This is a genomic window from Bacillus sp. NPDC057893, assembly GCF_042796455.1.
Taxonomy (GTDB): domain Bacteria; phylum Bacillota; class Bacilli; order Bacillales; family Bacillaceae_G; genus Bacillus_A.
In genome coordinates, this window is sequence record NZ_JBHVNG010000003.1 from 288,530 (window position 1) to 312,544 (window position 24,015).

Sequence of the window (24,015 nt, forward strand, 5' to 3'; positions counted from 1 at the left end):
ATTCACTCAATACTCAGAAGTTATGATCGGTGTGCCAACCACAATTGTATCTTTGTTGTTTGTAGAACGTATTGCTATTTGCACATTTATTTTCTCTCTATTTGTTGAAAGAGCGTCATTCCACTTTTTATTATATGCGGAGACTGATACAAATGCTCTTTCTTCTATCTGTTCGATCGCTCTTGCTGAAAGATCTTTCAAAACCTGATTGGTTTTATTTTGCAAAACACCTTCAATCTTATCATTCAGTACACCTTGAACACAAGTGTAAATTATAGGTTTTTCACTAAAAATTTTATCTATGTTCTGAACGTACTTCGGGTCCCATTTCGCCCCGCTCACTTCAAAAATAATAAAAGTGTTTTCTTTAGTATTTTCCTTACTCCAAGTTACTACTATTCGTTCTTCATGTGAAGAAGATTTTTTATAGGATGTAGCCTTATATCCATCTGGAGATTGTTCTAATTCCCACTCTTGGATATTTGCCTTTTCCTTCACATCGTTTAACAATTTTTGAAACGTATGTATATTAGAAATTGTTTTCGTTTCTCGCGCTAACCATGACCACCGCTCTACTTTTGCATCGTTCTTCTCTAAAGCTGCAATCATGCTCTCCATTTTCTGTTCATCGCTTATAGGTTTCATCTCTTTATATCCAACCAAAAATAAAACAACACTTACGATAACAATAAGAATGGCTTTAAACTTCAATTTCATCCCCTCCTATCCCCATTGTTAACGGAGATATGAGGTTCTATACACTTACTTTACTAAATACGTTAAACTCTTTGAATAGCCTAAATAATCAAGGAAAAAGTTACTTACAGATGTCCCAATTGTAATTGTAATTAGGATGAGTAATACTCTCGTCTGCATCACTTTCCCAGACTTCATTAAGCGCTCAATGTGAATACCTTGTAAGGCCCACCACGTAATGGTAATAAATAATAAATGCGAAACAATGGCAATCAGTGCTTGTTGCCCTAAAAGATGTGCCAAAAAATCGACCCCTTTTTTTGCTTGGCTACTACTTACGCAAAATGTAAAAAACGATACCATAAATAAGTAGAAGCCACACTTTTTCACACGCAAATAAGCATCTTACATTTTAAATCGTAATTTTCTGTTAAAAAACATATACCTATAGGTGTTTTCATTTGCTATTACTCCAAAATAAAAAGCGTAGAGTACGGACTCTACACCTTTTATTTTTACTATTGTACCACGTTACCTAAGAAGAAGAAATCTTTCATTAATGGAAAATATTCATAGAAGAAATTGTAACCAATCATCGGCATAATCCCTAGTATTACAATCGAAATTGCACAAAGACTCATGACAATCTTTATATTTAACGGTAACTGAATTTTCTCGTCTGTCTCTCCAGTACGGAAAAACATTTGCTGTAATATCTGGAAATAATATATGAATGAAATAACTGTTGTCCCCATCATAATTGAAGCTAATACGTAATGAGCAGGTTCAACATGAAGTGCCCCTAAAAAGATGTTAATTTTTCCGATGAAACCTGCTGTCCCAGGTATCCCAGCTAACGATAAAATAAAGACCGTCATCACTATAGCTGTAAAGGGGGATCGCTTATATAACCCTGCAAAAATCGTCATATTTTCCTTATCATTTTGTAAGATTAATCCGTGGATGATTGCAAATGCTCCTATATTCATAAGCATATATGCAAGCATATAAAACCACATACTATCCATCGTAAACTGTGATAGCGCTACAAGGGGAACTAGCAAATACCCAGCATGCGCGATACCTGAGTAGGCAAATAGACGTTTTACGTTGTATTGCTTTAATGCTACTACATTCCCAACAATCATCGTAATACTAGCTAGTACAGCAATGTATATACTCATACGCCCGTACAAAGATTGTGCGTCTCCTTGGATTGCCACGCCTGCAAACACCATAAGAAACAAACGCGTAATGAGTAGAAATCCAGCAACTTTAGAAATCGTTCCGAGGAAAGCTGTGACAGGTGTAGCGGCTCCCTCATATACATCTGGTGCCCACATATGAAATGGCACTGTTGCAATTTTGAATGAGAGTCCAACGAGCAAAAGTAGAAATGCGAGAGCTAGCAATAATTGAATGCCACCAGCCAACTCCCCGGTAAATACCCTTTGCATTTCCACTATGTTGGTCGATCCTGTAATACCGTATAAATAACTCATTCCAAAGAGTGTAATTGCTGTTCCAATTCCTCCGTTAATGACATATTTCATTGCAGCCTCATTCGATGCGCGGTTTCTTTTTCGGATTCCTACTAAAATATAGGAAGAAAGCGAAAGCAACTCTAAACCTACAAATAGTGTAATGAAATCAACACTTGAAGCCATGAACATCGCTCCAAGGAGCGCCATTAAAATTAAATAATAATATTCTCCCTTATCTTGAATAGGCTCCTTCTCATCATCGCTCATTGCCATACATAAAATGAGAGCTGCTCCGCCTAATAACAACGTTTTAAATCCTTTTGAAAATCCATCTAGCACAAACGATCCATTTAAAATATCTCCTGCCGGTTCGCTGTATAGCGTAATTAATGACACTATCGCTAACAGGGCAGCTGCAATTGCACCAATCGCAACGTACCTATGGTTCAGCTTAAAAAACAAATCACACACGGAAAGAAGGATGGCTGCCCCGAGAATAATGAATTCTGGTACCATGAGATGCCATGATAAGCTAAGTAATGTGTTCATATCCATCCTACTTCACCCCCAATGTTTTCAATGTAGTTTGAAGTGGATCCCCTAGTAGTTCTGGCATTACGCCAATTGCAATAATACAAACGATAAGCACTATAACAGGAACGTACTCCCATCCGTGTATATCAGATTTCACTTCCCATTCTTTCTTACCAAATGTCACTTGAAGTGTCGCTCTTAATACGTATACAGCGGTCAAAATAATTCCAAGTACACCCGCGGCAGCGATAACCGGTTTTCCTTGGAATAAACCGAGAAAGGCAAGGAATTCGCTAATAAATCCAGACATCCCTGGCATTCCAAGCGATGCCATACCGCCCGCTAGGAAGAAACCGCTAAGCACAGGAACACTTTTTGCGAGTCCACCAAGTGCTGTAATATCCGAAGTCCCGAAACGCTCTTCAATAATGCCAAGCAAGAAGAAGAGTAAGGCCGCAATTAAACCGTGAGACACAACTTGGAACAGCGCCCCTTGTGTACCTGGTGCATTTAACGCCGCAAGACCCATTAATACAATGCCCATATGCGAAATACTAGAGTAAGCAAGTACCTTTCTAAAGTCCGTTTGGATGAGTGCTAGAAAGGCCCCATACAATAAATTAATTACCCCTAAAATCGCGATTAGCGTTGCAAACTCACGAAAATATTCTGGGAATAATCCTTTCCCGAAGCGAACAATACCGTACGCACCAATCTTCAGCAAAATCCCCGCATGAAGCATAACTACAGCAGGATGCGCTTCTATGTGTACATTGACCATCCAGCGATGCAAAGGGAAAACAGGGAGTTTAATCGCAAAAGCAATCATTATGGCAAGAAACAAGCCGAACTGTAAGCTACTTGAGACGGCCATTCCCCCCCCAGCACCTACACTCGTTAATATTTCTTTAAGCTCCGCAATATTTGTCGTACCTGTTTTCGCAAATAAAACCGAGAAAACGATAAGTAAAATAGCTGATCCAATACCGTTATATATTAAATAACTATATGCAGCCTTTTCACTCGACAATTTCCCCCACTTACCAATTAATAAAAACATTGGCGGCAACGTAATTTCAAAGAAGATGAAGAACAGCATTAAATTTTGAGCAGCGAAGACACCGAGCATCCCTATTTCTAACATGAGTAACAGCATGTAGAATGCTTTCAAATTTCTTTTAATAGAAAATGCAGCAATAGCTGCAAGCATCGCTAGAAGGGCTGTGAGCACCATCATTACAAGCGATAAACCATCAATACCAAGCTCGTAATAAATTGAAAACCACCTTTTGTCCACTGCTGTGAAATCCCCAAATTTAATCCATTTCACTTTTTCATCAAATATCGATAAACTCTTTCCTGAAGCGTATGTACAAGCGAGGACGATAGCAATTCCAAATGGAAGCGCCGTTCCGAATAAACCAAGCGCCTGCACTGTACGCGATTCTCGTTTCGGCGTTAATAAAAGCAAGAGAATTCCTAAAAGTGGGGAAAAAATGAAGAACGTTAATAGCAATCCATTCATCGTAAATCCCCTCCCATATATAACAAAATAATCACGAGTACCGCGAGTGAAACTGCTGTTACAGTTCCGTACACTTGTACATTCCCGTTTTGAAGCCGTGATCCTAGGCCACTCATAACTTTAACGAATCCAGTAATTAAAACTGCGATTCCTTCTACAACGTATACTTCAAATAAGCGAAGCACATGAGCGATTCCTTTCGTAATAGGAAGCACCGTCACATTGTATAGTTCATCCACATAATATTTTTCTTTCAAAAGGTTATAAAGAGGCGTCCCTTCTCCGCCAGCCCAATCTCTAGAGATAGATTTCTTACCATATATGAAATATGCGAGAGCAATTCCAGCGAATGAAACGAGCGTCGCAACAACCATAATCCAAACAGGTCCATGCACTTCCTTCACCTTGAATCCTATATCCTTCGTCAGCCAATCCCCAAGAAACGTCCCGAACCACGGTGTATTTATATAGCCTGCCACTACCGCAAGAACACCAAGGACAATCATCGGATACGTCATGGTGCGAGGCGATTCATGCACCTCTTCCTTCGTCTTCGTTTCCCCTGTAAAGACAAGAAAGTATAGACGGAACATATAAAATGCTGTTAGAAATGCCGCAATTACTGCTAAAACGAATAGAAAGTAATTGCCATTCATCCAAGCCGCCGCTAAAATTTCATCTTTACTAAAAAATCCGGAAAGAAGAGGAACACCACTAATTGCAAGTGTGCCTATTAAAAATAGTGTACCGGTTACTTTCATCTTTTTCTGTAAACCGCCCATTTTATTAATGTTTTGCGTATGGACTGCATGAATTACACTTCCCGCTGCCAGAAACAATAATGCTTTAAAAAAGGCATGTGTCGTTAAGTGAAAGATACCAGCTACATAACCAGCAGAGCCTAGCGCAAGCATCATATACCCGAGCTGACTAACTGTAGAATAAGCAAGAACCCTCTTAATATCTGTTTGCACTAGACCAATAGAGGCCGCAAAGATTGCGGTGAAAGCCCCAACGATTGCCACAGTTTGCATCGCTACCGCACTTGCTGAAAATAGCGGAAACATCGTCGCTACTAAATATACGCCGGCTGCAACCATCGTTGCCGCGTGAATAAGCGCCGAAACAGGCGTCGGTCCTTCCATTGCATCTGGCAACCATGTATGAAGCGGGAACTGACCTGATTTCCCCATCGCACCGATAAAAATTAATATCGCCGTTATTGTAATCATAGAAGGAGAGAGGTCGCCCGTATGAATCGCTTTAAAAATCGCGTCATATTCAAAACTACCTGCGTGCCAAAAAATTAAAATCATCCCAACAAATAGCCCAACATCCCCAATGCGTGTCATAATAAAAGCCTTTTTCGCAGCAGCCTTCGCTTCTTCTTTAAAGAAATAAAAACCGATAAGTAAAAACGAACCAAGGCCGACTAACTCCCAAAATATATAAAGCTGTAATAAATTCGTCGATATAACTAGCCCAAGCATCGCAAATGTAAAGAGCCCTAAATATGCATAAAAGGTTGATAATCTGGTGTCACCTTTCATATAACCTTTTGAGTACACATGTACAAGAAAACTCACAAGCGTAACGATAAACAACATTAAAGCTCCTAATGCGGTAACTTCAAAACCAAATGATATATCTATATCTCCTACCCTAAGCCATACCCACTTATGCTTCACTGCCTCGGATGAAAACCGTTCTATTAGTACCACTACCGCGGATATAAAGGAGAGAAAGGTAAAGAAAATACCTAGTACACTACTTCCCTCTCTAATTTTCTTCCCGAACACAATAAGTAACAAAAATGAAACAAGCGGGAAAAGCGGTATGAGCCATGCATAATCAATCATTGTTTCCTTCCCCCTTTTCGGTCACAATGCTATCCTTTGAGCGTATCCATCTCATCTACATGAACTGTCGGGCGATTACGGTACAAAGCAATCAAAATTGCAAGACCTACCGCTGCCTCCGCTGCCGCTACAGACATCGTAAACAGCGAAAAAATTTGTCCTGTTAAATTCGGAAACAAGCCTAATTTACTAAACGCTACTAAATTTAAATTGGCGGCGTTTAGCATCAATTCGATACAAACTAATACAATTACTGTATTTCGCTTTGTTAAAGCTCCAAATAAGCCGATGCAAAACAAAATAATCGCAAGTGTTAAATACGCAGAAGCTGGAACGCTACTCATGGGGAATCCTCCTCTCCCTCATCCTTCTTCGCAAGGATAATCGCTCCTACAAGTGCTACAAGTAAAAGAACTGAGGTTAACTCAAATGGAATAATATATTTTGAATAGAGAAGTGTACCGATTTGAAGTGTGTTGTTTTCATGGAGAGGTAAACTTCCTTGTGTGCTTTGATTTGAAAAATCGATACTATTAACAGCGAAATACATAACTGCTCCAAATGTTACAACCGCAAAGAAGATAATCCATTTTCGAAGAGTAAGGCGCGATTCATTTTCCGCGTTATGTTTCGTTAACATAATGCCAAAAATCATAATAATGGTGATCGCACCAGAGTAAAGTAAAATTTGTGCAACTCCGATAAATTCGGCCGATAAGAGAAAATACAAACCCGCAATACTAAGGAATGTAAGCACAAGAGCCAGCATCATATGCATTACTTTCGTTAAGTTCAGCATAAGAACGCCGCCGATAATCGCAGACAAGGATAATATAAAGAAAGCTACAAACTCGCCATTCATGCTTTATTCTCCTTCCTGACGTTCTCGTCGTTCTCGTCAAGCCACTGCAAATTTTTAAATAAATCATCACGTGAATACTCTGCGAGTTCAAAGTTATTTGTCATTACAATCGCCTCTGTCGGGCAAACTTCTGTACATAAATCGCAAAGAATACAAATTTCAAAATTAATATCATACGTGTCGATAATTTTTCCTTTTTTTGTAGGATCAGGATGTTTTTTTCCTGTTAATTGAATGCAATCTGTCGGACAAATGTTGGAACACTGATTACAAACAATACATTTCTCTGGATAAAACTTTTGAATACCTCGAAAGCGGTCTGGTAATGGCAACGGTTGATTTGGATAATCATACGTCACCTTTTTCTTACTCAAATTACTAAGCGTATATTTTAACCCTTTAAATAGTCCTTTCATCTCTTGCTGGCACCCCCTTCATAGATTAGAAGAATAGCTCCTTAATCAATGCCGTTAAGAAAATATTTGCAAGTGCGATTGGTAATAATACTTTCCATCCAAACTCCATTAACTGGTCACCTCTTATACGCGGGAACGTAACGCGGAACCAAATCAATAGAAAGACCACACTGCTAAATTTCAAAGCAAACCATACGGCTCCTGGAATAAATCCAAGGAACATAACTGGATTCCATCCGCCTAAAAAGAGTACTGTAATTAAAGATGCCATTCCGAAGAAATATACATACTCTGAAAGCATGAAAAACGCCCAGCGAAACCCTGAGTATTCCGTATGGTATCCTGAAACAAGTTCTGACTCCGCTTCGGGTAAATCAAACGGCGTCCTATTTAACTCTGCAACTGCCGCGATTAAGAAAATGACAAAACCGATTGGCTGTGCGAAAATGTACCATACCTTCTCCTGCGCCGCTACAATTTCATTCAAGTTAAGACTACCAGCTAACAAAACGACACCAATTACACTCATCACAAGTGGAATCTCATAAGAAATCATTTGTGCCGCCGCTCGCATCCCTCCTAAAAGGGAATATTTATTATTTGATGCCCATCCCCCAGTTACGACGCCGATCGTCGTAATCCCAGAAACAGCAATGTAATACAGTAACCCTACGCCAATATCCGCGAACTGAAATTTATCGGTAAACGGGATAACCGCAAGCACCATAAATGCTGGTGCAAATGCAATAACAGGTGCTAATATAAACAACGGTTTATCAGCAGCTTTCGGAATGCTATCTTCTTTTAATAATAGTTTCAAAACATCAGCTACCGTTTGGAGTAAACCGAACCGGCCCCCAACTTGGTTTGGCCCAATCCGTCCTTGCATAAATCCCATCACTTTCCGTTCTGCCAAAATACCGTATGTAACGAAGCCAAGGACTGCAAATAATAGAAGCACCGCTAACCCGAAAAAAATGAAGAAATTCGTCCAGCTTGAAGGTGATTGTAAGAGCGTCTCAATCATTAGCCGTCAACCTCCCCAAGTACAATATCAACCCCACCTAAAATAGTAATTAAATTGGCGATATTTTCACCTTTCAATAATTTCGGTAAGATTTGCAAATTATAAAAAGACGGTCTGCGAAATTTCAAGCGGTACGGCTCTTTCTTTCCATCACTAGCAATATAACAACCAATCTCTCCCCGCGGTGACTCTATACGGACGAACGCTTCTCCCTTAGGTGCTTTAATAATTTTCGGGACTTTCGCCAGCACAGCGCCGTCTTTCGGGAACTGCTCGGCTGCTTGCTCAATAATTTTCAATGACTCCTCAATTTCCTCCATCCGGCAAACGTAACGATCCCAAGCATCTCCCGTGCTCCCAACAGGAACATCAAAGTCAAAACGATCGTAAATAGAATACGGCTCATCTTTACGAAGATCCCAGTTTACCCCCGTGCACCGTAAATTCGCTCCGCTTAAAGAATATGAAATTGCCTCTTCGGCGTTATATACGCCAACGCCCTTCACACGATTTAAGAAAATTTCATTCCCGCTAACGAGGTCGTGGTAACCTGCCAATTGCTCTCTCATATACGGAACAAACTCTTTCACCTTTTCAATCCAACCGTCTGGCGCATCCCACTTCACGCCGCCGACTCTCATATAGTTGAAAGTAAGCCTTGCACCGCACAATTCACTTAATAAATTTATAATCATCTCTCGTTCACGAAAGGCATATAAAAATGGACTAACCGCTCCTATATCAAGCAAGTTCGTTCCCCACCAGACGAGATGGCTCGCAACTCTCCCAAGCTCCATCGCAAGCACCCGTAAATATTCAGCACGCTCTGGAATCTCAAGATCCATCATCGTCTCTACAGCATGGCAAAGGACGTAATTATTCGTCATCGCTGATAGATAGTCCATTCGATCTGTATACGGGATAATTTGCGTATATTGTAAGCTCTCAGCGATCTTTTCTGTTCCGCGATGCAAATATCCGATAACCGGTGTAGCCTCTTTAATAATTTCCCCGTCAATCTTAATTACAAGCCGAAACACACCATGTGTACTCGGGTGCTGCGGTCCTACATTTAAGAGCATCTCTTCCGTACGGATCACAAGCTACACCTCCACATCATACGGTTCATAATCTTTCCTAAGCGGATACCCTACCCAATCATCTGGCATTAAGATGCGAGATAAATTAGGATGACCTTCAAATACAATACCGAGCAAATCATACGCTTCACGCTCCGGCCAATCTGCCCCTTTCCAAAGCGGCGTCACCGATTTTACTTGCGGCGCTTCCCTATCCAGCTTTACCTTCACTGCTACTGACTGTTTCTTTCCATATGAAAATAAATGAACGTATACTTCCATATGTGTCACAAAATCTGTCGCATGTAGCTCTGACATATAATCAAAAGCAAGTCCCTCATGGAATCGTAGCAATTCCATCACTTCATAATATTTTGAGGGCTCCACCACAAGCGTTGGAACATCTTTTGAAAGCTTATTAATATAGGAATCTACTAATGCATATTCCCCTATCTTCTCCTTAACAATCTCCACATAGCGATTTAAATATGGTTGGTTAACTGATGGTTCTTCCTGCTGCGGTTCATCTTCTATCTTATTTACAGCTCCCTTTGCCCTTGCCGCTGCTGCGGCTTTCGCTTTCGCGGCTGCAATCGCCTTTACTTTCTCATCTCCAGAATCCCCATCACCTTGCGAGGCTTTCTGCTTCGCTAACGCTGCCGCTTTTGCAACTGCTACAGCCTTTGCCTTCGCTTTGACTTTTTCTTCGTCCGTTACTTCTTCTGTTCCTTCTCGATTTTGCTTCGCTAGTGCCGCTGCTTTCGCTTTTGCGGCTGCTGCGGCCTTCGCCTTCGCTTTGACTTTTTCTTCGTCCGTTACTTCTTCTGTTCCTTCTCGATTTTGTTTCGCTAGTGCCGCTGCTTTTGCTTTTGCGGCTGCTGCGGCTTTCGCCTTCGCTTTGATTTTTTCTTCGTCCGTTACTTCTTCTGTTCCTTCTCTTTTCTGCTTCGCTAATGCCGCCGCCTTTGCTTTTGCGGTTGCTGCGGCTTTCGCCTTGACTTTTTCTTCGTCCGTTACTTCTTCGTTTCCTTCTCTTTTCTGCTTCGCTAATGCCGCCGCCTTTGCTTTTGCGGCTGCTGCGGCTTTCGCCTTCGCTTCTTCTACATTAATCCCCTTATCTTTTGGTAGCGCTTTCTCTTTTTCTCGATGTTCTCCTTCAAGTTTAGACATTTCCGTACCATGTTTCGCGGCAAGACGTTTTCGTGCTTCCTCCTTCGCATGCCTAGCTGCTTCTCTTTTCATATCCTCTAAGTCTTTATTTGGATCACTCATTTATTCGTCACCTGCTTCCCGGTCCTCGCCTCGTAACGAATTTTTTCTTTTAATTTATTAATTCCATAAATTAAAGCAGCAGGATTTGGAGGACATCCAGGAATATACACATCAACTGGTACAATTTGATCTACACCTTTCACAACAGCATACGAATTCACATACGGGCCACCGGCTGTTGCACAAGATCCCATCGCAATTACCCACTTCGGTTCAGGCATTTGATCATATAGGCGCCGAACAATAGGTGCCATTTTCTTCGTTACCGTTCCTGACACAATCATGACGTCCGATTGTCTTGGTGAAGTCCGAAAAAATGACCCAAATCGATCTAAATCGTAATGTGATGAGCCTACTCCCATCATTTCAATCGCACAGCATGCCAGTCCAAATGTCATCGGCCATAAAGAGTTGCTCCGCGCCCATCCCTTGAGCTGTTCCAATGTAGAAAAAAAGATATTCCTTTCTAATTCCGCTCGCTCCTGTGGGTGTAATTCCTCAAAATTTATAACCATTGTAACACCTTCTTTTTCCAAGCATACGCTAATCCAACTAGCAACATCACAACAAAAATGAGCATTTCAATCAGTGCAAATAAACCAAGCTTGTCATATGCAACAGCCCATGGGTATAAAAATAAAGTTTCTACATCAAAGATGACGAACAATAAAGCGAAAATATAATAACGAGCATGAAACCGAATATTTGCATCATGAAAAGGCTCAATTCCACTCTCATACGTCGTCGCTTTCGCTGCACTCGGTTTATTTGGACGCAGCATTTTCCCTAATGTAAGAGCCACTACCGGCAGCAATATACCTAATAGCAAGAAAATCAAAACGATCATATAACTATTTTCATATACACTTGCCATTGTGAAACCCTCCCCCCTGAATTAAGAACAAGTTCACATAGTAAACAATATGTCTTACTCGCATTATTTATTATTTTTAAATTTTTCTAAATAATGCAACTATTTAATTCATTATAGCAAACTTCAAATTCCTATGTCGATATATTGGGAACAGAAACAACAATTAATACTTACTGGGCAAATCTATTTTTACAACTCATAATAAATGTGTAAACTAAATATAGAAGTTCTATATGTTTTTCAAGCAATCCTAAAAAACATAAACTACAAAAAAGTGGTTCTTATGTATATACAGTGGGTGATACAAATGAAAAAACAAACACATGTAAGTATTCTAATAAGCATTGCATTGTTGTATATAACTATTCATTACGTATCAATGCCTTTTTTATATGAATACGCACTTCCATTTCAAATATTAACTGGAATAAGTACCATATTAATTGATATTACAATTTGTAGTTATATATTTTACTTTTCCAATATGAAACAAGGGTTAGCTCGTTTATTTTGGATGATATTAACTATCGGATCTTTCTCTTATTTCATCGGCGATATAGTAGTTGCTTATCAACGCTTAATTTTGCATGACTACTATACATTCGTTGATCCATCAGACTTTTTTTACTTATTATTTTTAATTAGCTTTGCATTTGCCTTTCTATATGAAATTATTTATGGCCGAGACTTATTGGAGCAGCTTTTTACGATATGTGATATTTGTATTATTGTTACAGCTCAATTTACTTTAAGCTACTATTTGCTTATTGAAAGAACCATTCATATTTTTACAACATCATATATCGACATGTTTGTTCAACTCACGTATCCAATGGCTGATTTACTCTTTCTTTTAATAGGAATCAACCTCTTATTCAGGCCATTATTCTTACTACCAAAACAAGTTGGCGCTCTTCTTGGCAGCTCTTTAATTTTGTATGCTACTACGGATGCTATTTATGCTTATATCAAATACTTCCAGCCTGAGCACTCTATGTTCACAGTTGCCCCATTATATCAAGTAACCCTAGTATTAGTAGCAATCGCTTGTATACTTCACACAAAAGAGCCTGAAAAACAAGAGCAAGTACTACTAACACCTAAAATCGGTGAATCAATCCGATTATCATTACCGTATGTTTCTGTAGTGATGCTTATTATTTTTCTATTGGTCGAAAATGTTTTTGCACCTAGCGTAGTAATTGGACTTATAGTAACTTTCGCCTTCGTTCTCATACGCCATATGTTAGTTCGAAGACAAAATAAAATATTATTGCTAGTACAAATGCAATTCAACTTGGAACTCGAGAAACAAATCAAACTACGTACAGAAGATTTAGTAGAACAAAAAAATGAGTTATATCATAACCAACAAATGTTTAAATCTTTATACGAGCATCATCCAGATCCAATTTTCACATTAGATTTGTACGGTAATTTCCTCAATGTGAACAACGCTGGAACTACTTTACTCGGTTATCAAACGAATGAATTATTAAACCAACCATACTATTCACTTATGTATGAAGAAGATTTGGAAGAAATCATTAATTCCTTTCATCAAGTAAAAAAAGGGAAATCTATCGCTTTAGAAATACGGGCATATCATAAAAATAGAGAGATTTACTACTTGCATGTTACGGCTGTTCCCATCTTTTTAAAGGAGCATATTTCTGGAGCATATTTAATGATTAAAGATATTACGGAAAGCAAACAACAACAAGAACAAATTAATTTCCTAGCATATCATGATACTTTAACAGAGCTTGCAAATCGCCGTTCATTTCATCAGCAGTTAGAAAAAGCAATTGCACGAGCAAAAATATCAAAAAGACCTTTTGCTGTTATGTTTCTAGACCTAGATCGCTTTAAAGTTATTAATGATACACTTGGTCACCGGGTAGGAGATCTTCTATTAATCGCAGTAGCAAAAAGGCTCGAACGAATATCGACACAGAATATGAAACTTGCTCGACTAGCTGGGGATGAATTCACAATCCTTATCGAAAATTATCAAAAAAGGACAGATGTAAAAAAGATAGCTGATATGTTTGTAGTAGCCATGAACGAACCATTCGAAATCGAAAATCAACATTTACGAATCTCACCGAGTATCGGGGTTGCTATATACCCTGAAGCAGGTGAAGATCCACTGTCTATTTTACAACATGCCGATATGGCCATGTACGAGGCAAAAAATAAAGGGAAAAATCGTAGCTCTCTTTACACGAAAGAACTATACAAGAAAATGGAACGTAAAGCTCGAATCGAAAAAGATTTGCCACTCGCTTTAGTAAACAACGAATTTTATCTCGTCTATCAACCACAAATTGATACGACAACAAATAAAATTATCGGTGCTGAAGCATTAATACGTTGGAAACATCCACTATTAGGTGACATTTCACCATGTGAGTTCATTCCAATTGTGGAAGAGACTCCGCAGGTCATCCCACTTGGACATTGGGTGCTACAAGAATCTTGTCGTCAACTAAAAATATGGCAAAGTTTTGGATACACAAACTTAAAAATGAGTGTCAATTTATCAGCGAAAGAATTTCAACAAAATCAATTCATCGAAAATATTTCACGAATACTAAAGGACGTAAAGATTGACCCGAAAGATGTAACACTTGAACTAACAGAACGAATTGCGATGATTGATGAAAAGGAAACATTATCGAGACTAAAGCAATTAAAAGAATATGGTATTCAAACGTCCCTTGATGACTTCGGTACCGGCTACTCTTCTCTTGCTTATTTATCAATTTTCCCTATCGATACATTAAAGGTACCAAAAGAATTTACACAACTAGCCGATCACCGGCCTGAAGAGAGAGCCATCGTTTCCACTATCCTTTCTCTTGCAAATACTTTAAATCTCTCTGTCGTTGCTGAAGGAATTGAAACAGAAAAACAGCTTAAGTTTCTGCAAAAAAACAACTGTAAATACATGCAAGGTTACTATTTCAGTAAACCTTTAACAAGTAAACAGTTTATAAAATTCCTACAAAAAACACCCAGTATGAACCAATAGTTCACACTGGGTGTTTTTTAAAGTGTTGGAATTTTTTTTTCGTAATATTCCTCTGCAATCTCTTCGTAAAACGCTGCTGTCGTTGTATAAAAATATGGAATCAACCATAAAAATCCAATCCCTAATGTAATACAACTTAATATAAACCAACCAATAAAACTTAAACATAAAATGAAATACTCCATCTTATGTCCAGCCATCATACGACGACTTTCTGTAATAGCTTGATTTATTGAATACTCAGGATGATCATTTATAATAAAGTACGTCATCGCATAAGAAAATGATTTAATAATGCCTGGAATAATAAATAGTAAGCACCATAAGAAAATATAAATGTTTACTACTATATATAATAAAAATGACTTTATAAACTTACTTCCTGCTGTAAACCATCTGAATATATGCCCAACACGCGCTTCTTTTTCACGAATTATATGTAGCGCTAAACAATAACCCCCTAGCGTTAAAGGCCCCACCAATAATATTGTAATAACGTCTATTGAAAGTGAGCTATGCACTTCTTTCCACTCCCAAACCTGAGAGAGAATGAACTGAATACTAAAACTAAAAACTGAAGTAAGAATCGAAATAAGCAGTGTTGCCCCAACAGCTAAGCCCCATTTTCCTTCTAGTGAATCTAGCGCTTCTCCTTTTAAATCACTAATCATAATTAGCCTCCAATACGTAACAATTCTATTAGTATAGCATGTTCCTACTGCAATTCACCTTTTGCAATATAGCGATAAAAATGTGCTGTCGTTGTACCTACATATGGACTAAGCCAAAGAAACCCTATTCCAAGAGTAAGAATCGCTAAAATAGCCCACCCTATGAAGCTAAGCCATAAAAGAAATAAATCTAGTTTATGTCCCTTTATAAAGTTCTTACTTTCTTTCATCGCCTGCGAAACGCTATAATCTGGATTTTCAATCATAACATAATACGTCATCGCATAAGAAAAATACATCACAATCATTACAACAATCGAAATAGCTAATAGTACAAAGAAAGCAATCGTTAACGATACATTCCCTTCCTCACCAAAAAACGCGAAGATACCTAGTAACAACATCGGAATCCACGTACCTGTATATAACAAAATCGCAAGCATAGCCCACATTGTTTTCATCATTCTTTTAAAGCCACGAAATCCTTCAAATAAATAATCTACTCTAGCATCTTATCGTTTACTAATTTGTAGCAACACATTCGTATAACCGTATGATGTAATACCATAAGATGCATTACTCAAAATGATCATTATGCAATAAAAAATTCCAAATGTAATACCTGCCCCAACTGATATTGTTTCCTCTTCAATTGAGCCCGCTAAACCAACAACTAAGAAAAATATAATAATTCCTGGAATTAAAAGTATAAGCATTGCGGCCATTGAAACAACATAACTTAAAATAATATGTAAAATCGTTGATCCAACACCTAGTCCCCATTTTCCCTTTAAAGAGTACAATGCTTCTCGTTTCATTTCACCGATCATTTATTCAGCTCCTTTATAAATTGTTGTACATTCTCTACTTATACAAGCATCAATAGAATTATACCATTTTTGTAAAATTATCCATGAAATACACAAAAAAATCCGTAAAGGCAAGAGCCCTTACGGATTTTTTATTTCATATCAGAAACGTTTAAACGGTTCACAGCACGCTGCAAGGCCATTTCTGCACGTCTAAAGTCAACATGTGCTTGTTTCTCTTGCATACGTTGCTCAGCGCGACGTTTCGATTCATTTGCACGATGGATGTCGATATGGTTTGCTTCTTCAGCAGATGATGATAATACAGTTACTTTATCTGGACGAACTTCGATAAAGCCACCGCTTACTGCTACATAATCAGTGTGCCCACCATGTTTCAGACGAACTGCACTAATTTTTAACGGTGCAACAGTTGGAATGTGACCTGGTAAGATCCCCATTTCCCCACTCTCTGCTTTTACACTTACCATTTCTACTTCTTTTTCGTAAACCGGTCCATCAGGAGTTACAATACTGACTGGAAATGTCTTCATAATTCGTCCCTCCTAAGGCCTTACGCCATCATTTTCTTCGCGTTTTCAATAACATCTTCAATGCTACCAACAAGACGGAATGCATCTTCTGGAAGGTCATCATATTTTCCTTCTAGAATTTCTTTGAAACCACTAACTGTATTTTTTACAGGTACGTACGAACCTTTTTGACCTGTAAACTGCTCAGCTACGTGGAAGTTTTGAGATAAGAAGAATTGAATACGACGAGCACGATGTACAACTAACTTATCTTCTTCAGATAACTCATCCATACCTAAGATAGCGATGATATCTTGAAGCTCTTTATAACGTTGTAAAGTTTGCTGTACTTGACGAGCTACTCCATAATGCTCTTCTCCTACGATTTCTGGAGAAAGTGCACGAGATGTAGATGCTAATGGATCTACGGCCGGGTAAATACCCATTTGTGTTAAACGACGCTCTAAGTTTGTTGTTGCATCTAAGTGAGCGAACGTTGTAGCTGGTGCTGGATCCGTATAGTCATCGGCTGGTACATATACCGCTTGGATAGACGTGATAGATCCTTTATTTGTAGATGTAATACGCTCTTGTAATTGACCCATTTCTGTTGCAAGTGTTGGTTGGTAACCTACCGCAGATGGCATACGACCAAGAAGGGCAGATACTTCAGAACCTGCTTGCGTGAAACGGAAGATGTTATCGATGAACAATAGTACGTCTTGTCCTTGCTCATCACGGAAATGTTCAGCCATTGTTAAGCCTGTTAATGCAACACGTTGACGTGCTCCAGGTGGCTCGTTCATTTGTCCGAATACCATCGCAGTTTTCTTAATTACGCCAGAATCGCTCATTTCGTGGTATAAGTCATTACCCTCACGAGTACGCTCACCTACACCAGCGAATACAGAGATACCACCGTGCTCTTGTGCGATGTTGTTAATTAATTCCTGAATTAATACCGTTTTACCTACACCGGCACCACCGAATAGACCAATCTTACCACCCTTAATGTAAGGAGCAAGTAAGTCTACTACTTTAATACCAGTTTCAAGAATTTCTACTTTAGTAGATAACTCTTCGAATGCAGGCGCTTGACGGTGAATTGGATCACGACGTACATCCGCAGGAACTTCACCATCTAAGTCAATTGCATCACCTAATACGTTAAATACACGACCAAGTGTTGCATCACCAACTGGTACAGAGATTGCTTTACCAGTATCTTCTACTTCTGTGCCACGAACAAGTCCATCTGTGGAAGACATCGCAACTGTACGAACTGTGTCATCACCTAAATGAAGTGCAACTTCAAATGTTAAGTTAATGCTTGCTCCGTTTTCGTTGCTTTGTTTTACCGTAAGGGCGTTGTAGATTTCTGGTAGCTTTCCGCCATCAAACTTAACGTCTACAACCGGACCCATGATTTGCGTAACGCGCCCTTTATTCATCGGGTTCCCTCCTAGCTTTCTTTTAATTAGCCAGCTTTCTAAGAGAAGTCGGCTTTAAATTTTTATTAGTTTATAGCTTACGCGACTCTCCTGAAAGAGCCGCTTCCGCTTTTTATTGAATCTAGCTCCAGCGGTTAGAATGTTCGGTGGCTTCGCTTTTTCCTGCGAGGCACAAATCGCCTCTACGTCAAAAGCTCCATCCCCCTCTCATTCTGAACGAACCGCCTACGCTTTTTATTGAATCTAGTTCCAGCGGCTAGAACAGTCGGTCATTTCGCTCCTTCCTGCGAGGCAAACTACGCCTCTTCGTCAGGAGCTCCAATGCCCTCTTGTTCTGGACGAGCCGCTTCCACCTTTTAATACTATTCTAACGCTGCTACTCCACCAACGATTTCCGTAATTTCTTGCGTAATCGCTGCTTGACGCGCACGGTTGAATGAAAGTGTAAGTGAATCGATAACTTCCATTGCGTTGTCTGTAGCACTCTTCATTGCTGTCATACGCGCCGCGTGCTCACTTGCTTTACCGTCTAGTAATGCACCGTACACTAAGCTTTCTGCGTATTGTGGCAATAATACTTTTAAAATTTCTTCTTCAGAAGGTTCGAATTCATAAGCTGTCGTCGGTTTGTCAGACGCCACATCCGTAAGCGGTAAAATTTTATTCTCCGTTACTTCTTGTGAAATTTTACTTACATAATGATTGTAGTAAATGTACAGCTCATCATAAGCACCATCTGCGAACATCGCAATTGCTCGAGAAGCAATATCTTTAATATCAATAAATGATGGGTGGTCAGATAATCCAACTACTTCATCAATGATGTTAAAGCCGCGACGTTTTAAATAATCACGTCCTAGTCGTCCAAGCACAATAATTGAATATTGGTTTGAATCCATATTATGACGTTCACGAATTACGTTACTTACTGTACGTAATACGTTACTGTTATAACCACCTGCTAGTCCGCGATCAGATGTAATAACGATGTATCCTGTACGCTTTACAGGACGCGCATTTAGCATTGGATGATTAATCCCTTTACTTCCTTGCGCAATGCTCGCTACTACTTCTTGAATCTTTTCCATATACGGAACGAAAGATTTAGCATTTTGCTCTGCACGGTTTAACTTAGATGCAGATACCATCTCCATCGCTTTCGTAATTTGACTCGTTTTCTTTGTCGAGTTAATCTTCGCTTTTATATCGCGTAAAGATGCCACAGGTTTTCACCACCTTTTTTCCGGAAGTTGGCACGATTAGTAAGAATCCTCTTCCTAATCTACGTTGCAAGATATTCTTGCTCATGATTGAAGGAAAAGAATAGGTGCACCTACTCTTTTCCTTTACATAACCGTCAGCAATCTCAAAAGCTGAGATGCCTTTATATGATCTAGCTAAGCCACAGTCGACTTCACTTTTATTTATCTAGCTCCAGCGGCTTGAATGCTCGGTGGCTTCACTTCTTCCTACGAGGCAAAGACCGCCTCTTCGTCAGAAGCTCCATCCCCCTCACATTCAGAACGAGCCGCTTCCGCTTTTATTTATTATTCAGAAGCTACGAATACTTTTTTAAATCCGTTAATTGCTGCTGCAAATTTGTCGTCATCCGCAAGTTTCTTAGTTGTGCGAATTTCGCTTAATAAGTCAGCTGCATTTGAATCTAACCAAGCATGGAATTCTTCTTCGAAACGAGTGATATCTACTACTGGGATATCATCTAGGAATCCACGTGTTAAAGCGTAAAGAATGATAACTTGTTTCTCTACACGTAACGGTTTGTGTAATCCTTGTTTTAATACCTCAACTGTACGAGCACCACGGTTTAATTTCGCTTGTGTTGCTTTATCAAGGTCAGAACCGAACTGAGCGAACGCTTCTAACTCTCGGTAAGATGCAAGGTCAAGACGAAGTGTACCTGATACTTTACTCATTGCTTTAATCTGAGCAGATCCACCTACACGAGATACAGAAGTACCCGCATCGATCGCTGGACGTACGCCAGAGAAGAATAGGTCAGATTGTAAGAAGATTTGTCCATCCGTAATAGAGATTACGTTGGTTGGGATGTAAGCTGATACGTCCCCTGCTTGTGTTTCGATGAAAGGTAGTGCAGTTAAAGAACCGCCGCCTCTTGCATCACTTAATTTTGCTGCACGCTCTAATAAACGAGAATGTAAGTAGAATACATCCCCTGGATATGCTTCACGACCTGGAGGACGACGTAATAGTAATGAAAGCTCACGGTAAGCCGCTGCTTGTTTAGATAAGTCATCATATACTACTAATACGTGTTTGCCATTGTACATGAACTCTTCACCCATTGTTACACCAGCATAAGCAGCTAGGTATAATAATGGAGCTGGTTGAGAAGCTGATGCAGTTACAACGATTGTGTAATCTAATGCACCGTGCTTACGTAGTGTTTCTACTACGTTACGTACAGTTGATTCTTTTTGTCCGATAGCTACATAGATACAAACCATATCTTCATCTTTTTGGTTAATGATTGTATCAAGTGCAACTGCTGTTTTACCTGTTTGACGGTCACCGATGATTAACTCACGTTGACCACGGCCAATTGGTACAAGAGCATCGATCGCTTTAATACCTGTTTGAAGTGGCTCATGAACAGATTTACGATCCATTACACCTGGTGCTGGACTTTCGATTGGACGAGTGTTTGTTGTATTGATTGGGCCTAAACCATCAACTGGTTGACCTAATGGGTTTACAACACGACCGATTAGTTCTTTTCCTACTGGTACTTGCATGATGCGACCAGTACGACGAACTTCGTCACCTTCACGGATTTCTGTGTAAGGTCCTAAGATAATGATACCTACGTTGTTTTCCTCTAAGTTTTGTGCTAGTCCCATAACGCCGTTAGAGAACTCTACAAGTTCACCAGCCATAACGTTATCAAGACCATGAGCACGCGCAATACCGTCACCAACTTGGATAACTGTACCAACATCACTAACTTCGATTTCAGACTGATAGTTCTCGATTTGTTGCTTTATCAGTGCGCTAATTTCTTCAGCTCTGATGCTCATGTGCTTCACCCCTATCTATTCTTCATTAATTCACGCTGAATACGTGCTAATTTTCCTTGTAAGCTTCCGTCGTAAATGCGATTTCCAATACGTACTTTAATGCCGCCTAGTAAATCTTCATCTACAACATTTTTCACGCGAATTGCATCTTTTCCTGTTTTTTTTGCAAATGCTTCTGCAATGTTAAGTTTTTCGTCTTCTGATAGAAGACGAATAGAATATACAGTTGCATCCGCTACGTTACGTTCTTCATTAGCAAGAACAACATATTCATCTGCAATTTCAGGTAGGATATCAATACGCTTGTTATCAATTAAAATATATAACGTATTTAAAATAGATTCAGAAACAGATGCGAATACGTTTGCAAGAAACGTTTTCTTCTGCTCTTTTGAAATGTTCGGTTGCGTTAAAAAGCTATGTAGTTCTCCGTTCTTTACATAAACGTTTTGTACAAGGCGTAATTCCTCTTCAAACATTTCTAATACGTGTTTTTCTTTTGCAATTTTGAAAAGAGCGACAGCATAACGTTTTGCTACAATCCCATTGCTCATCGCGCTTCTCCTACTTCTTTAATATAATCGCGAATTAACTTCACTTGATCTTCTTCTTTTAACTCTTTTTCAATTACTTTAGAAGCAATTTGAACAGATAAAGAAGCGACTTGTTCTTGTAAAGCAGCAATCGCTTGCTCTTTTTCGCGTTGAATTTCTTGTACAGCAGATGTTTTAATTGATTCTGCTTCTTCTTTCGCAGCAGCAACAATAACATCTTTTTGATCTACAGCTTGTTTTTTCGCTCTTTCGATTAACTCTTGTGCTTCAACACGCGATTGTTTTAACATTTCACGTTGTTCTTCTACTAACTTCTTCGCTTCAATGTTACTTCTTTCTGCAGCGTCGATTTCATTAGTAACATGCTCTTCACGTTCTTTCATAATTCCCATTAAAGGACCCCACGCAAATTTGCGTAGCATTACTAATAGAAGTAAGAAAATGAACAATGTATAAGCAATCGTTCCAAATGGAATGGAAGCCCCTAATAATAAAGTTGGCACAAGGATTCACTCCCTTCAAAATATCTAAATTGATCATATGAAAAAAAAAGACATACGTTTCGTTCATAAAGCAATGGCGAAGAAAGTTCAAAAAACACTCTTCGCCATCTATGTAAGGGGAGTCTCCCTTATTTGTTCATTACGATGAAAGCAATAACTACACCGATAATTGGAAGTGCCTCAACTAATGCAACCCCGATGAACATAATTGTTTGAAGTGCGCCTTTTAATTCTGGTTGACGAGCAACACCTTCGATTGTACGTGATACGATAAGACCGTTACCAATACCTGCACCTAATGCTGATAAACCAATTGCAATTGCAGCTGCGATTACACCTAAACTCATTTAATTTGTCCTCCTTTGTATTATAAAAAAATAAATTTTTTCTTACTTAAATTATATTAATGGTCATGGCTTACTTTATGAGCCATATAAACCATCGTTAACATTACGAAAATAAATGACTGGATTGATCCAACGAATACACTGAATCCCATCCATGCTAACATCGGTACAAGTGCACCTAATGCTCCAAAGAATGATGCTCCGCCTAACTTAGCAAGTAATCCTAATAAGATTTCACCTGCATAAATGTTACCAAATAAACGAAGACCTAACGTTAATGTGTTAGCAAACTCCTCAATAACCTTTAATGGGAATAAGAATTTCATAGGTTGGAAATAACCTTTAGCATATTCTTTCGTACCCTTCATCTTAATTCCATAATAATGGGTGAGGGTAACTACCATCACGGCTAATGTTAATGCAACTGCTGGATCAGACGTTGGTGATCTCCACCATGCAATATGTTCGCCAGCCTCAACTGTTGAATACATGAATGGTAAACCAAGGAAGTTCGATACGATGATAAACATGATAAGCGTAACGCCAAGCGTTAAGAAACGTCCACCTGTTTTCCAGTCCATCGTACTATTGATAATCCCTTTCACGAAGTCAAACACCCATTCCATGAAATTTTGCATTCCGGTTGGGCGAAGCGCTAAGCTGCGAGTTCCGATAACAGCGATTAAGAAAACAATAACTGCTGCTACAGTAACCATCATAACTGATGACAAATCGAACGTTAAACCTAGAAATTCAACTAATTTACCGTGTTCCACTAGTAATTCACCTCTCTTCCCTGCTCGTATACTCTAAATAAAGAAAATCTATGATCATGACAAGGTATCCTGTCAGCAATCCTACACCTAAGCCCCACATCGCAATTAACTCTTGATATTTGGCTGCAAATAAAATCAATAACCCAATCGTGGCAAATCTTGAATATGTACTTACCGCTGTTGCTTTAAATTTCACGTTTTCTCCATTTGTTACGCGATCTAATAGCTTGTCTGTTCTACGTGCAATGATGCGCAAACTAAGAAAACTGAAAATCGTTCCGATAATCAGTCCAAGAAATACATCCTTGTAAGAGGTAACTCCCCATCCTAGCACTAGAAGCGCAAGCAAGTAGTACATATATTTCTTTTGTCTTTGGACAAGTCCATGTACGTCTATCATCATTGCTCTCCCGAATAGTAATGTTGAATGAGTCGAATCATTGCGTATACCCCTGTTCCTAACCCGAGTAATAACCCTATAATAAGAAACAATGGAAACGTTCCAACCTTATTATCAATCCATTGCCCACCAAAGATTCCAATAAGAATAGAACCAACTAACTGAGCAAGAATTCCTGACATTAAAGCATACGCTTTTATATGGCTGCGATCGTTTTTTTGCAAGGATTCATCCCTCCAATATGTAACCC

Annotated in this window: 25 protein-coding genes and 1 pseudogene; 1 reads left to right on the plus strand and 25 read right to left on the minus strand. The window is 39.1% G+C overall.

The genetic code is table 11. The features are described 5' to 3' along the window. Positions 1–6: 6 nt before the first annotated feature. The 13 genes from ACFVQC_RS17320 to nuoA form a co-directional block, all read right to left on the minus strand. Entirely contained in the window at positions 7–711 is a 705-nt protein-coding gene (locus ACFVQC_RS17320; RefSeq protein WP_377898780.1) for a YwmB family TATA-box binding protein, read from the minus strand. Positions 712–762: 51 nt separating this feature from the next. Then, entirely contained in the window at positions 763–999 is a 237-nt protein-coding gene (locus tag ACFVQC_RS17325) for a DUF1146 family protein (RefSeq protein WP_002113021.1), read from the minus strand. Between the two features lie 215 nt (positions 1,000–1,214). After that, positions 1,215–2,729, minus strand: a complete 1,515-nt coding sequence (gene nuoN / locus ACFVQC_RS17330; RefSeq protein WP_377898866.1) for an NADH-quinone oxidoreductase subunit NuoN — start codon at positions 2,727–2,729, stop codon at positions 1,215–1,217. Positions 2,730–2,736: 7 nt separating this feature from the next. After that, entirely contained in the window at positions 2,737–4,239 is a 1,503-nt protein-coding gene (locus tag ACFVQC_RS17335) for an NADH-quinone oxidoreductase subunit M (protein ID WP_377898781.1), read from the minus strand. Continuing rightward, on the minus strand, positions 4,236–6,098 hold the full coding sequence (nuoL, locus tag ACFVQC_RS17340; protein WP_377898782.1) for an NADH-quinone oxidoreductase subunit L: 1,863 nt from the start codon (positions 6,096–6,098) through the stop codon (positions 4,236–4,238). The genes ACFVQC_RS17335 and nuoL overlap by 4 nt, the downstream gene beginning before the upstream one ends. A gap of 29 nt (positions 6,099–6,127) precedes the next feature. After that, on the minus strand, positions 6,128–6,442 hold the full coding sequence (gene nuoK / locus ACFVQC_RS17345; protein WP_000100081.1) for an NADH-quinone oxidoreductase subunit NuoK: 315 nt from the start codon (positions 6,440–6,442) through the stop codon (positions 6,128–6,130). After that, positions 6,439–6,960 carry an NADH-quinone oxidoreductase subunit J gene (locus ACFVQC_RS17350; protein ID WP_377889578.1) on the minus strand — a complete coding sequence of 174 codons (522 nt, stop codon included), beginning with the start codon at positions 6,958–6,960 and terminating at the stop codon, positions 6,439–6,441. Before ACFVQC_RS17350 ends, nuoK begins: the two co-directional genes overlap by 4 nt. Then, the gene (gene nuoI / locus ACFVQC_RS17355) at positions 6,957–7,376 is read right to left on the minus strand and encodes an NADH-quinone oxidoreductase subunit NuoI (protein WP_000677191.1); all 420 of its coding nucleotides are present in this window, start codon (positions 7,374–7,376) and stop codon (positions 6,957–6,959) included. The genes ACFVQC_RS17350 and nuoI overlap by 4 nt, the downstream gene beginning before the upstream one ends. Before the next feature lie 25 nt (positions 7,377–7,401). Continuing rightward, complete coding sequence (nuoH, locus tag ACFVQC_RS17360) at positions 7,402–8,403, minus strand: NADH-quinone oxidoreductase subunit NuoH (protein ID WP_002144750.1); 1,002 nt, start codon at positions 8,401–8,403, stop codon at positions 7,402–7,404. Next, entirely contained in the window at positions 8,403–9,503 is a 1,101-nt protein-coding gene (nuoD, locus tag ACFVQC_RS17365; RefSeq protein WP_078179514.1) for an NADH-quinone oxidoreductase subunit NuoD, read from the minus strand. The genes nuoH and nuoD overlap by 1 nt, the downstream gene beginning before the upstream one ends. Before the next feature lie 3 nt (positions 9,504–9,506). After that, positions 9,507–10,754 carry an NADH-quinone oxidoreductase subunit C gene (locus ACFVQC_RS17370; protein ID WP_377898783.1) on the minus strand — a complete coding sequence of 416 codons (1,248 nt, stop codon included), beginning with the start codon at positions 10,752–10,754 and terminating at the stop codon, positions 9,507–9,509. Beyond that, entirely contained in the window at positions 10,751–11,269 is a 519-nt protein-coding gene (nuoB, locus tag ACFVQC_RS17375) for an NADH-quinone oxidoreductase subunit NuoB (protein ID WP_002089729.1), read from the minus strand. The genes ACFVQC_RS17370 and nuoB overlap by 4 nt, the downstream gene beginning before the upstream one ends. Then, the gene (gene nuoA, locus ACFVQC_RS17380) at positions 11,260–11,628 is read right to left on the minus strand and encodes an NADH-quinone oxidoreductase subunit NuoA (protein WP_000179270.1); all 369 of its coding nucleotides are present in this window, start codon (positions 11,626–11,628) and stop codon (positions 11,260–11,262) included. The genes nuoB and nuoA overlap by 10 nt, the downstream gene beginning before the upstream one ends. Positions 11,629–11,935: 307 nt before the next feature. On the opposite strand from nuoA, the gene ACFVQC_RS17385 reads away from it, so the two are divergent. Further along, a complete protein-coding gene (locus ACFVQC_RS17385) occupies positions 11,936–14,665 on the plus strand; it encodes a putative bifunctional diguanylate cyclase/phosphodiesterase (RefSeq protein WP_377898784.1) in 2,730 nt (909 codons plus the stop codon). A 17-nt stretch (positions 14,666–14,682) separates the two neighbouring features. Here the strand turns inward: ACFVQC_RS17385 and ACFVQC_RS17390 are convergent, their stop codons facing one another. From ACFVQC_RS17390 to ACFVQC_RS17445, 12 genes and pseudogenes are all read right to left on the minus strand, one after another. Then, on the minus strand, positions 14,683–15,336 hold the full coding sequence (locus ACFVQC_RS17390; RefSeq protein WP_377898785.1) for a DUF975 family protein: 654 nt from the start codon (positions 15,334–15,336) through the stop codon (positions 14,683–14,685). A gap of 44 nt (positions 15,337–15,380) precedes the next feature. After that, positions 15,381–16,166, minus strand: a pseudogene (locus ACFVQC_RS17395) (DUF975 family protein). A gap of 131 nt (positions 16,167–16,297) precedes the next feature. After that, positions 16,298–16,699 (minus strand): F0F1 ATP synthase subunit epsilon, encoded by a 402-nt coding sequence (atpC, locus tag ACFVQC_RS17400; protein WP_215554806.1) that lies wholly within the window; start codon positions 16,697–16,699, stop codon positions 16,298–16,300. A 20-nt stretch (positions 16,700–16,719) separates the two neighbouring features. Continuing rightward, a complete protein-coding gene (atpD, locus tag ACFVQC_RS17405) occupies positions 16,720–18,129 on the minus strand; it encodes a F0F1 ATP synthase subunit beta (RefSeq protein ID WP_002089736.1) in 1,410 nt (469 codons plus the stop codon). A 362-nt stretch (positions 18,130–18,491) separates the two neighbouring features. Next, a complete protein-coding gene (gene atpG, locus ACFVQC_RS17410; protein ID WP_002159783.1) occupies positions 18,492–19,352 on the minus strand; it encodes a F0F1 ATP synthase subunit gamma in 861 nt (286 codons plus the stop codon). Positions 19,353–19,676: 324 nt separating this feature from the next. Further along, positions 19,677–21,185, minus strand: coding sequence for a F0F1 ATP synthase subunit alpha (atpA, locus tag ACFVQC_RS17415; protein ID WP_002113043.1), 1,509 nt, complete (start codon positions 21,183–21,185; stop codon positions 19,677–19,679). Positions 21,186–21,196: 11 nt separating this feature from the next. Continuing rightward, entirely contained in the window at positions 21,197–21,739 is a 543-nt protein-coding gene (gene atpH, locus ACFVQC_RS17420) for a F0F1 ATP synthase subunit delta (protein WP_002113044.1), read from the minus strand. Then, positions 21,736–22,242, minus strand: a complete 507-nt coding sequence (gene atpF, locus ACFVQC_RS17425; protein WP_002144739.1) for a F0F1 ATP synthase subunit B — start codon at positions 22,240–22,242, stop codon at positions 21,736–21,738. Before atpF ends, atpH begins: the two co-directional genes overlap by 4 nt. A 128-nt stretch (positions 22,243–22,370) precedes the next feature. Next, complete coding sequence (gene atpE / locus ACFVQC_RS17430) at positions 22,371–22,589, minus strand: F0F1 ATP synthase subunit C (RefSeq protein ID WP_000052064.1); 219 nt, start codon at positions 22,587–22,589, stop codon at positions 22,371–22,373. A 56-nt stretch (positions 22,590–22,645) separates the two neighbouring features. After that, positions 22,646–23,365 (minus strand): F0F1 ATP synthase subunit A, encoded by a 720-nt coding sequence (gene atpB, locus ACFVQC_RS17435; RefSeq protein ID WP_002144738.1) that lies wholly within the window; start codon positions 23,363–23,365, stop codon positions 22,646–22,648. 7 nt (positions 23,366–23,372) lie between these two features. Then, positions 23,373–23,765 (minus strand): ATP synthase subunit I, encoded by a 393-nt coding sequence (locus tag ACFVQC_RS17440; protein WP_002089741.1) that lies wholly within the window; start codon positions 23,763–23,765, stop codon positions 23,373–23,375. Further along, positions 23,765–23,989, minus strand: a complete 225-nt coding sequence (locus ACFVQC_RS17445; RefSeq protein WP_002089742.1) for an AtpZ/AtpI family protein — start codon at positions 23,987–23,989, stop codon at positions 23,765–23,767. Before ACFVQC_RS17445 ends, ACFVQC_RS17440 begins: the two co-directional genes overlap by 1 nt. Positions 23,990–24,015 lie beyond the last annotated feature (26 nt).

Excerpts from the sequence above, each read along its gene's own strand:
- nuoN (WP_377898866.1), bottom strand. The coding sequence starts at position 2,729 with ATGAACACATTACTTAGCTTATCATGGCATCTCATGGTACCAGAATTC.
- ACFVQC_RS17335 (WP_377898781.1), bottom strand. The coding sequence starts at position 4,239 with ATGAATGGATTGCTATTAACGTTCTTCATTTTTTCCCCACTTTTAGGA.
- nuoL (WP_377898782.1), bottom strand. The coding sequence starts at position 6,098 with ATGATTGATTATGCATGGCTCATACCGCTTTTCCCGCTTGTTTCATTT.
- nuoK (WP_000100081.1), bottom strand. The coding sequence starts at position 6,442 with ATGAGTAGCGTTCCAGCTTCTGCGTATTTAACACTTGCGATTATTTTG.
- ACFVQC_RS17350 (WP_377889578.1), bottom strand. The coding sequence starts at position 6,960 with ATGAATGGCGAGTTTGTAGCTTTCTTTATATTATCCTTGTCTGCGATT.
- nuoI (WP_000677191.1), bottom strand. The coding sequence starts at position 7,376 with ATGAAAGGACTATTTAAAGGGTTAAAATATACGCTTAGTAATTTGAGT.
- nuoH (WP_002144750.1), bottom strand. The coding sequence starts at position 8,403 with ATGATTGAGACGCTCTTACAATCACCTTCAAGCTGGACGAATTTCTTC.
- ACFVQC_RS17370 (WP_377898783.1), bottom strand. The coding sequence starts at position 10,754 with ATGAGTGATCCAAATAAAGACTTAGAGGATATGAAAAGAGAAGCAGCT.
- nuoB (WP_002089729.1), bottom strand. The coding sequence starts at position 11,269 with ATGGTTATAAATTTTGAGGAATTACACCCACAGGAGCGAGCGGAATTA.
- nuoA (WP_000179270.1), bottom strand. The coding sequence starts at position 11,628 with ATGGCAAGTGTATATGAAAATAGTTATATGATCGTTTTGATTTTCTTG.
- ACFVQC_RS17385 (WP_377898784.1), top strand. The coding sequence starts at position 11,936 with ATGAAAAAACAAACACATGTAAGTATTCTAATAAGCATTGCATTGTTG.
- ACFVQC_RS17390 (WP_377898785.1), bottom strand. The coding sequence starts at position 15,336 with ATGATTAGTGATTTAAAAGGAGAAGCGCTAGATTCACTAGAAGGAAAA.
- atpC (WP_215554806.1), bottom strand. The coding sequence starts at position 16,699 with ATGAAGACATTTCCAGTCAGTATTGTAACTCCTGATGGACCGGTTTAC.
- atpD (WP_002089736.1), bottom strand. The coding sequence starts at position 18,129 with ATGAATAAAGGGCGCGTTACGCAAATCATGGGTCCGGTTGTAGACGTT.
- atpA (WP_002113043.1), bottom strand. The coding sequence starts at position 21,185 with ATGAGCATCAGAGCTGAAGAAATTAGCGCACTGATAAAGCAACAAATC.
- atpH (WP_002113044.1), bottom strand. The coding sequence starts at position 21,739 with ATGAGCAATGGGATTGTAGCAAAACGTTATGCTGTCGCTCTTTTCAAA.
- atpE (WP_000052064.1), bottom strand. The coding sequence starts at position 22,589 with ATGAGTTTAGGTGTAATCGCAGCTGCAATTGCAATTGGTTTATCAGCA.
- ACFVQC_RS17440 (WP_002089741.1), bottom strand. The coding sequence starts at position 23,765 with ATGATAGACGTACATGGACTTGTCCAAAGACAAAAGAAATATATGTAC.